This window comes from Vibrio sp. V31_P5A7T61 (assembly GCF_009904895.1).
GTDB classification, from domain to species: Bacteria; Pseudomonadota; Gammaproteobacteria; order Enterobacterales; family Vibrionaceae; genus Vibrio; species Vibrio metschnikovii.
This window is the reverse complement of record NZ_WXWI01000059.1, coordinates 134,971-143,567: the sequence shown is the minus strand read 5'-3', so window position 1 is coordinate 143,567 and position 8,597 is coordinate 134,971. Positions and strand designations below refer to the sequence as shown.

Sequence of the window (8,597 nt, the reverse complement as noted above, 5' to 3'; positions counted from 1 at the left end):
CTTATTGATGTTGATGACTTCGCTTCTCCTGATTCACTTGCGCTTTTTCAAAAAGAGCTTCCATTGGAATGGATAAATCAAGCACTTGATGAAACGAATAAAGCCAGCATGAGAAGACGAAAGCTACCTGCTGAGTTGGTCGTGTGGCTGCTAGTGGGTATTGGCTTATATCGCGACAGACCGATTACTGACGTTTTGGACAAGTTAGACTTAAAACTGTCCAGCTCTTTAGGTGAATCCATTGCGCCAAGTGCCATTCCTCAAGCCAGAAAACGTCTCACGGCAGAGCCACTAAAAGCGCTATTTACTATGACTGCTCAGCACTGGACTCAGTCCGAAGATAGTGAGGATAAATGGTTTGGTTTAAGACTGTTTTCAGTTGATGGAACTCAATTTAGAACCCATGATACCGAGGCGCTTGCAGAGCATTATCAGTACGTAAAGCACAGTAAAAATCGTCACACCGAATACCCTATTGTTCGGCTATGCGCGCTTTGTTCTCTTCGCAGCCGCTTACTCCATGATGTCGCTTTTGGCCCTAGTTCAACCGGAGAAGTGAGCTACGCTAAACAGTTGATCTCATCAACAATGCCTAACTCCCTCACAATTTTTGACCGATGTTATTTAAGTGCCGAGCTAATGATTAACTGGCAGCGTCAACATGGCTCTAGTCACTGGATGACCCCAATAAAATCGAATACACAGTATGAGGTCATTAGGAAACTAGACAAGGAGGGACGAGATTTAATTGTCGAAATGGATGTTTCACAACATGCGCGCAAGCAAGACCCAACTCTCCCAGAGAAATGGCAAGCGAGATTGGCCTTATATCCTGAACCAGAGCAACCTACCCATATAAAAGGCGTACTCACCTCTTTAACAGATAGCCAATATGACCTTCAATCCCTGTTGGATGTCTACTTCGAACGTTGGGAGATTGAGAGCAGTTATGGAGAGATAAAGCACGACATGCTAGAGGATGAACGTCTTCTCCGAAGCCAGTCTGTAGAAGGGGTAGAACAAGAGGTATGGGGAATACTGATTGCTTACAATCTGGTTCGCTTAGAAATCAGCCGCATTGCGAAAGAAGCCAAGGTATCACCTCTTCGAATAAGCTTTATGATGGCACTTCGAGATATCCAAGATGAACTGATGTGGTGTGCGATAGCCTCACCCGGCTCAATCCCTAAAAAGTTGAGGGCAATGCGAGAGCGAGTAAAGCGTTACATTCTTCCAGAACGAAAAAAACGGCCCAAATCCAGGACCGTTCGTATGAGTAAAACTCGCTACCCAGTTCGTTCCAAACACGCTAAGTGATAGGAGTTAACCTCGCGGTGGTTTTTTTTCGGTTATCTTATCGAGCTTTATGCGCGGAAGGGTTGTTTTTGCAACCGCCATCAGCACATTTGCCATAAAGATATAAACTGTGATTAGTTAGCTGAACATTGTAACGCGCAGCGATCTCTTTTTGACGCTGTTCGATTACCTCGTCAGAAAACTCAATCACTTCGCCACAATCAAGACAGACGAGATGGTCATGATGGTGTTGGGTTGAGAGTTCGAAAACTGATTTTCCACCTTCAAAATGATGACGAGTCACGATACCAGCGTCATCAAATTGGTTTAACACGCGATAAACGGTCGCAAGGCCGATCTCTTCACCGAGATCAATCAGCTTTTTGTACAGCTCCTCAGCACTAATATGTTGGCACTCAGGCTGCTGCAATACTTCTAAAATCTTTAGCCGTGGAAGGGTTACTTTAAGACCTGCATCCTTTAGCGCTTGGTTATTGTCTGACATATACTTTCCCGTTGATGATCTGCAGTCGTAAACAGAGGTCAATGTTGTTCCACATTATAGGCCACTCGATTAAAACAATAAACCACGAACTTCAAAGGGTTACTGTAATTACTACAAAATCGAGTTTCATCACGGAGAAATCTGATCTGACCAGTTACAATTATGCAACATTAACTTGTGTGTAGCTTCGCTGAGTGAGGTGCTCATTGAGCATCACGATCAGTGAAGATGAGATAGAGTCTAAGGCACGGATAGCATGAATAAAACACTTGAGAAGTTGTATAAACCTAATATTGTGAAGTGGGCATTAAATAGTTGGCCACCTTTTTGGGGATCTGGGATAAAAATCGAGTCAATCAGCGAAGACTTTCGTGAAGCTAGATTGCGTTTAAAGCTTCGTTGGTGGAATAAAAATGCCAATCGTTCCCAATATGGTGGCAGCATCTTCTCTTTAACGGACCCCGTATATTCATTAATGCTGATGGGGGTTTTAGGTCGCCAGTATTATGTTTGGGATAAAGAGGCGAGCATTAATTTCATTAAGCCGGGACACAGTGATTTGTATGCTGAGTTTTTGATTTCTCAAGCTCAACTGGATGCGATATTAGTGGCGACGGCAAATGGCGATAAATGCTTTCCTGAATTTATTATTCACGTCAAAGACAAACAGGGTGATGTGGTTTCTGAAGTGCATCGTAAGTTGTATGTTCGTAAAAAGCCTAAGTATCGTCAAGAGAGTGATTATCAAACCGATAACGCTGCATAATGGTGTTCAGCGAGACGATGGATGAGTATGACAAAGTTGTATCCAAGCTTCTGCAGTGCGAGAGACGTAACGTTCACTATGCCAAATAACACTTAACGTCCAATCAATACTGGGATTGAGCGGCTTAATTAAAACGCCTTCATTTTGGATTCTTAAGCAGAGTGGCTCGGGTAAAAAGGCGACTCCGATGCCACTTTTTACAAGCGCAACGAGAAAATCCCATTGGCTACTTCGCGCCGCAATTTGTGGGGTAAATCCATGTGCTAGACATTGCTGATGGACATAGTCACTAAGAGTAAACTCTTTAGTGTAAAGATAAAAAGGCGCTTCTTTGAGTGATGGCCAATCAATCGTTGTCATGGCAGTCCAAGGCATGGTTTGCGGTAATACAGCATAAATTGGGTAACTGTCTAATACTAAAGTGCTGAGATGTTGCTCTGCGTGGCGCGATAGCATCGTAATGGCAACATCCAATTCTCCATCAAGTACCGCTTGTTCTATTTTTCTCCCGCCATACTCGACGATCGTCATTTCTACGGCTGGGTAGGTTTGTCGATATTGTCTGATCAAGCCAGCATAAAGATGCCCCACCATAGGAGGAATACCTAGACGCAGTTGCCCTCCTTGGAGCTGGTTAAGATCGATCAGTTCAGCTTCTAGCTGAGTAAAGTGAGTCAAAATCTCTTGTGCACGTAAATACACAATGTGTCCTGCATCGGTTAGCCAAAATCGATGGCCTTGACGATGGAGTAATGACTGCCCAATTTCTTGTTCAAGGCTACGGATCATTTTACTGATCGTCGGTTGGGTAACAAAAAGTTTCTCCGAGGCACGGGTAAAGCTCTGTTGATTGATGAGTTCAACAAAATAGCGTAGGGCTTTAATATCCATAAGAAAGCGGTTCTCTGTGTTCGATTGATTCCATATTGGCATAATTTTTATAATAAAAATTCATTTTATGAAATTTTAATGCTCTCTATACTGTGATTAATTTCACACAATGAGCGAATGATGCCATGAGGAAGATTGAAACTGTTTTGCTGACCATTGGGCAAATTGTTGCGTTAGGTTTGATATGGGTAATCGCCGACCGTTTGGTTGATTACTTACACTTGCCTATCCCTGCCAATCTCACAGGTATGCTGTTATTGCTGACGTTGGTATTCAGTAAGATTGTTAACGTTGAATGGCTGCGACGAGGTGCGGCTTGGCTTTTAGCAGAAATGTTACTGTTTTTTGTTCCGGCGGTCGTTGCCGTGGTCAATTATCAGCCGCTGGTGCGTGAACAGGGCGGACGAATTATCTTAGTATTAGTGCTGAGTACGGTTTTAGTGATAGCGGTGACTGCGTGGGTCGTGGATAAATTATACCGCTTGGAGCTTAAATTAGCGCGCCGAAAAAGTAATAAGTTAGCGGGAGCCTTATAATGTTGCACTCGGTCTCATTACTCGGCATGACGTGTTTGGTACTGACTTTAGCACTCTATTACGTCTGTAAAATGCTCTATCAGCGCAAACGAACAATTTTTTTGATGCCTTTATTGCTGGCCCCATTACTGTTGGTGCTGATTGTCATTGGTATGGATATTCCTTATCCATCGTATATGGAAGAGTCTCGCTGGCTATTATGGTTACTTGGGCCAGCCACCGTCGCCTTTGCGATTCCTGTGTACGATAATCGGCTTTTAATTCGTCGTCATTGGTTGTCATTATCGGTTGGTGTGGTGGTTTCCGTGATTGTGGCTGTGAGCAGTACCGTCTTGCTGGCACGCTGGTTTGAATTACCAGAGTTACTGCAGCGTAGCTTAGCCATGCGCTCGATAACGACCCCTTTTGCCGTGGAAGCAACACGTGCCATTGGCGGTGAAAGTGACTTAACGGCCCTGTTTGTGGTACTCACGGGTGTTATTGGAATGGCGGTTGGTGAAAGTATATTAACTTTCTTATCGATTCGTTCTCGATTTGGGCGTGGGGCGAGCTTAGGGGCTTCTGCCCATGGTGCAGGCACCGCGAAAGCGTATCAAATGGGAAATGCAGAAGGGGTGGTATCGAGTGTCGTCATGATGATAGCCGGTATGGTAACGGTACTGATTGCGCCCTTTTTAGGCCAGCTATTGTGGTAAATAGATCCAATAATTCATAAAGAGTTTGTGTTAAAAGAAACCGCCCAAGTGAGGGCGGTTGCTGGTTTAGTCTTCTAGCTCAGCTAAGCACATTTCTTCGTATACTTGCTGAACCCAAGCGGTCACACGTTGCTCGGTCAACTCTGGTTGACGGTCTTCATCAATGCATAGACCAACAAAATGATTATCATCGACTAATGCTTTAGACGCTTCAAATTCATAACCTTCCGTTGGCCAATGACCAATAATCGTTGCGCCTTTGGCTTGGATGATGTCTCGAACGGTGCCCATAGCATCACAGAAATACTCTGCGTAGTCTTCTTGATCACCACAGCCAAAAATAGCCACGAGTTTCGTCGAAAAATCAATGGCTTCTAATTCAGGGAAGAAATCATCCCAATCACACTGTGCTTCACCATAGTACCAAGTGGGAATGCCAAGCAGTAAAAGATCAAAGTTATCAATATCTTCTTTACTACTTTTCGCGATATCTTGTACGTGAACCAGTTGTTTGCCGAGTTGTTTTTGAATCATTTTTGCAATAGCTTCGGTGTTACCTGTATCGCTACCAAAAAAGATACCTACACTTGCCATAGAGTCTTTACCTTTAAATCAATCTGCTTGCGCGAACTATACCACTGTTATTTGTTAAAGTTAATCCACCTATTGACTTTCAAATTTCCCTTAACTTGTTATGGATTAAGCGCTTTAGGCGATAAACTTACGAATCGCACGGAGTACTTCTGCTGGTTTTTCAGCATGTAACCAGTGGCCAGTATTGGCTATAACATGTGCTTTGGCATGGCTAAATTGTTGCTGGATAGCGGGTTGATGCTCTGCCATTAAATAGTTTGAATCTGCCCCTTTAATAAATAAGGTAGGGGTTGAGTTACAGGCAATCGGTTCCCAACCAAGAATATTCCAGTAGTTGGCTTTAATTGCAGGAACATTAAATCGCCAAGTCATGACGCTATCTTGGTTGACCAAGGATTTCCCCAGAAATTGGCGAACGCCTTCCTGATCGATATGCTGGGCTAAAAGGGTCATCACTTCACTGCGAGAGGATGGTTTTTGTTCTAACACTGCATCGAGACCATCAATCACCTGTTGATGACGATGCACGCTATAGGCAACGGGGGCCATGTCTAGCACGATTAACCGTTGAACGATATCGGGGGCAAGATCGGCTAATTTCATAGCTACTTTACCGCCCATGGAGTGACCAATGATTGTCGCTTGAGTGATAGCCAACTCGGTGAGCAGTTGATCGACATCGCGCGCCATTAACGCGTAGTTATGTTCTGAAGCGTGAAACGATTGTCCATGGTTACGTAGGTCAATACTCAGCACTTGATGATCGTGTTTCAGATCTCTTGCGAGTAGCCCTAAATTGTCTAAATTACCAAATAAACCATGGATCAGAACGACGGTGTGACCCTCACCTTCTAGTTTGTAATTAAGCAGTGCTGACATTTTATCTTATTAGTAATGGGTTTAACGTAGAGTATCGGTAAAGATCTCGCTATAATCCCTCAGAGTTTAAACATAGAGATTGTGAAAAGCGAATGAAAACAATTGAGGTTGATGAAGATCTATACCGTTATATTGCCAGTCAAACCCTACATATTGGTGAGAGCGCTTCCGATATTTTACGTCGCTTATTGAAGGTTGATAGTCAGCGTTTTTCGGCGATGCCTGCTATCACTGCTCCTAAAGGGTTAGTGGTCAGTAAAGATGCGGCTCAAGAGACAAAAGTTGATAGCGTTAAGGCGATGCGCGAGTTACTGATTTCAGATGAATATTCTGCACTGAAAAAAGCCGTTGATCGTTTTATGTTAGTCCTATCCACACTCTATCGTATCGATCCGGCGAGCTTCTCAGATGCCATGATCGTTAAGGGACGCAAGCGAGTTTATTTTGCCGACAATGAAGCGACGTTGCTCGCGAACGGGCAAACGACGAAACCAAAAGCGATTCCAAATACGCCGTTATGGGTTATCACGAACAACAATACTAGCCGTAAACAGCAAATGGTTGAGCAAGTGATGCTGAAAATGAATTTCCCTGCGGATATTATTGAAAAAGTGACCTTGTCTATTTAACGTGGCACGATCAGCAGCGAAAAGTCTGACTAGAACCTCATACTGGGCATGTAAAAATGCGTATTATGAGGTTTTTTATTGATTATTATTTTTAAAAGGATGTCATTATGGCTATGCACCCTCGTGCAGGACAAAAAGCACAGCAACAAGATTTACATAATATTCCGGCTTTAGTTTCTCATTACTACCTTTTACAACCCGATGCGAATAACCCGCAGCATAAGGTTGAATTTGGTACTTCCGGCCATAGAGGGTCGGCTGATAAATTCACGTTCAATGAACATCATATCTTAGCTATCGCGCAAGCGATCGTTGATCTGCGTACAGAGCTGGGTACGACCGGACCTATTTTTATCGGTAAAGATACCCATGCTTTATCTGAACCAGCCTTAAGCAGTGTACTCGAAGTGCTCATTGCCAATCAGGTGGAAGTCATTATTCAACAAGATAATGGTTATACGCCAACGCCGGGTATCTCTCATGCCATCTTGACCTATAACTTGAAACATGCCGATAAAGCAGATGGTATCGTGATCACCCCATCACATAATCCGCCTCAAGATGGCGGTATCAAATACAATCCTACCCATGGTGGGCCCGCGGAAGGTGAGCTTACCAAAGCGATTGAAAACCGAGCTAATCAGCTAATTGCCGATGGTTTGCGCGGGGTGAAACGCGTGGCTATTGTTGAAGCGAAGCAGTCACCTTTATTGAAGCAGGTTGATTTAGTGAAACCTTATGTTGACGACTTAGTGAATGTTGTCGATATGGCCGCGATTCAGAAAGCCAAACTGAAGATAGGTGTCGATCCATTAGGTGGCAGCGGAATTGATTATTGGCGACAAATTGCTCAAACCTACGATTTAGATTTAACGTTAGTCAGTGAAGCGATTGATCCTACGTTCCAATTTATGTCACTGGATAAAGACGGCGTAGTGCGTATGGATTGCTCATCTCCCTATGCGATGGCTGGCTTATTAGCACTGAAAGACCAATACGATTTAGCGTTTGGTAATGACCCTGATTATGATCGTCATGGGATTGTTACCCCACAAGGTTTAATGAACCCTAACCATTTTCTGGCGGTTTGTATTGACTATCTTTACCGTCACCGCTCTGCTTGGCAATCTGATGTTGCTGTGGGCAAAACCCTTGTTTCTAGTGCGATGATTGATAAAGTCGTTGTGGATTTAGGCCGCAAATTGTGTGAAGTGCCAGTCGGATTTAAATGGTTTGTTGATGGCTTGTATAACGGTCGTTTTGGTTTTGGTGGAGAAGAGAGTGCTGGTGCTTCTTTCTTACGTCAAGATGGCACCGCTTGGTCAACCGATAAAGATGGGATTATTTTATGTCTACTCGCTGCCGAAATAACCGCGGTGACGGGTAAAAACCCTCAGCAATATTATGATCAATTAGCAGCGAAACATGGTGAGTCGCACTACAGCCGAATTCAAGCTGTAGCCAATGGACCTCAAAAAACGATCTTGAGTCAGCTTTCCGCCGAGATGGTGATCGCTCAAACCTTAGCCGGAGATATGATCACTGCCCGTTTAACTCATGCTCCAGGTAATGGAGCTGCGATTGGTGGTTTAAAAGTGACAACTGATTACGGTTGGTTTGCGGCTCGTCCATCAGGGACAGAAGATATTTATAAAATCTACTGTGAGAGTTTTAAAGGCGCAGAGCATTTAAAACAGATCGAGCATGAAGCGCAAGAGATTGTTAATCAAGTCTTTAAAAATGCGGGATTATAATTAATCACATCTCGAATTTAGCTTAAGACAGGCCATGAATTAACGTTCATGG

10 protein-coding genes are annotated in these 8,597 nt (G+C 43.7%); 6 read left to right on the top strand and 4 right to left on the bottom strand.

Annotated features, from left to right (window positions below; genetic code table 11):
• Positions 1-1,317 (top strand): IS4 family transposase (locus CAG58_RS13880; RefSeq protein ID WP_202598302.1); only part of this gene is annotated, 1,317 nt, incomplete at its 5' end.
• Positions 1,318-1,354: 37 nt separating this feature from the next.
• Here the strand turns inward: CAG58_RS13880 and fcrX are convergent.
• On the bottom strand, positions 1,355-1,801 hold the full coding sequence (gene fcrX, locus CAG58_RS13875) for a ferric iron uptake transcriptional regulator FcrX (RefSeq protein ID WP_004394784.1): 447 nt from the start codon (positions 1,799-1,801) through the stop codon (positions 1,355-1,357).
• A gap of 256 nt (positions 1,802-2,057) precedes the next feature.
• Here fcrX and CAG58_RS13870 point away from each other — a divergent pair, with 256 nt between their 5' ends.
• Complete coding sequence (locus CAG58_RS13870; RefSeq protein WP_161426717.1) at positions 2,058-2,567, top strand: DUF4442 domain-containing protein; 510 nt, start codon at positions 2,058-2,060, stop codon at positions 2,565-2,567.
• Positions 2,568-2,573: 6 nt separating this feature from the next.
• On the opposite strand, the gene CAG58_RS13865 is transcribed toward CAG58_RS13870, so the two are convergent.
• A complete protein-coding gene (locus CAG58_RS13865; RefSeq protein WP_161426716.1) occupies positions 2,574-3,458 on the bottom strand; it encodes a LysR family transcriptional regulator in 885 nt (294 codons plus the stop codon).
• Between the two features lie 125 nt (positions 3,459-3,583).
• Between CAG58_RS13865 and CAG58_RS13860 the strand changes: the two genes are divergently transcribed.
• Positions 3,584-3,994, top strand: coding sequence for a CidA/LrgA family protein (locus tag CAG58_RS13860; protein ID WP_161426715.1), 411 nt, complete (start codon positions 3,584-3,586; stop codon positions 3,992-3,994).
• The gene (locus tag CAG58_RS13855) at positions 3,994-4,689 is read left to right on the top strand and encodes an LrgB family protein (protein ID WP_004394787.1); all 696 of its coding nucleotides are present in this window, start codon (positions 3,994-3,996) and stop codon (positions 4,687-4,689) included. Before CAG58_RS13860 ends, CAG58_RS13855 begins: the two co-directional genes overlap by 1 nt.
• A gap of 66 nt (positions 4,690-4,755) precedes the next feature.
• Here the strand turns inward: CAG58_RS13855 and fldA are convergent, their stop codons facing one another.
• Together fldA and CAG58_RS13845 are read right to left on the bottom strand one after the other, a co-directional pair.
• The gene (fldA, locus tag CAG58_RS13850; RefSeq protein ID WP_004394788.1) at positions 4,756-5,283 is read right to left on the bottom strand and encodes a flavodoxin FldA; all 528 of its coding nucleotides are present in this window, start codon (positions 5,281-5,283) and stop codon (positions 4,756-4,758) included.
• 114 nt (positions 5,284-5,397) lie between these two features.
• Positions 5,398-6,162 (bottom strand): alpha/beta fold hydrolase, encoded by a 765-nt coding sequence (locus tag CAG58_RS13845; RefSeq protein ID WP_154170470.1) that lies wholly within the window; start codon positions 6,160-6,162, stop codon positions 5,398-5,400.
• Positions 6,163-6,254: 92 nt separating this feature from the next.
• Between CAG58_RS13845 and seqA the strand changes: the two genes are divergently transcribed.
• Both seqA and pgm read left to right on the top strand, forming a co-directional pair.
• Positions 6,255-6,791: a replication initiation negative regulator SeqA gene (seqA, locus tag CAG58_RS13840; protein WP_004394790.1), complete on the top strand. Its 537-nt coding sequence runs from the start codon at positions 6,255-6,257 to the stop codon at positions 6,789-6,791.
• A 107-nt stretch (positions 6,792-6,898) separates the two neighbouring features.
• Positions 6,899-8,545 (top strand): phosphoglucomutase (alpha-D-glucose-1,6-bisphosphate-dependent), encoded by a 1,647-nt coding sequence (pgm, locus tag CAG58_RS13835; protein WP_161429744.1) that lies wholly within the window; start codon positions 6,899-6,901, stop codon positions 8,543-8,545.
• The last annotated feature ends 52 nt before the right edge of the window (positions 8,546-8,597 follow it).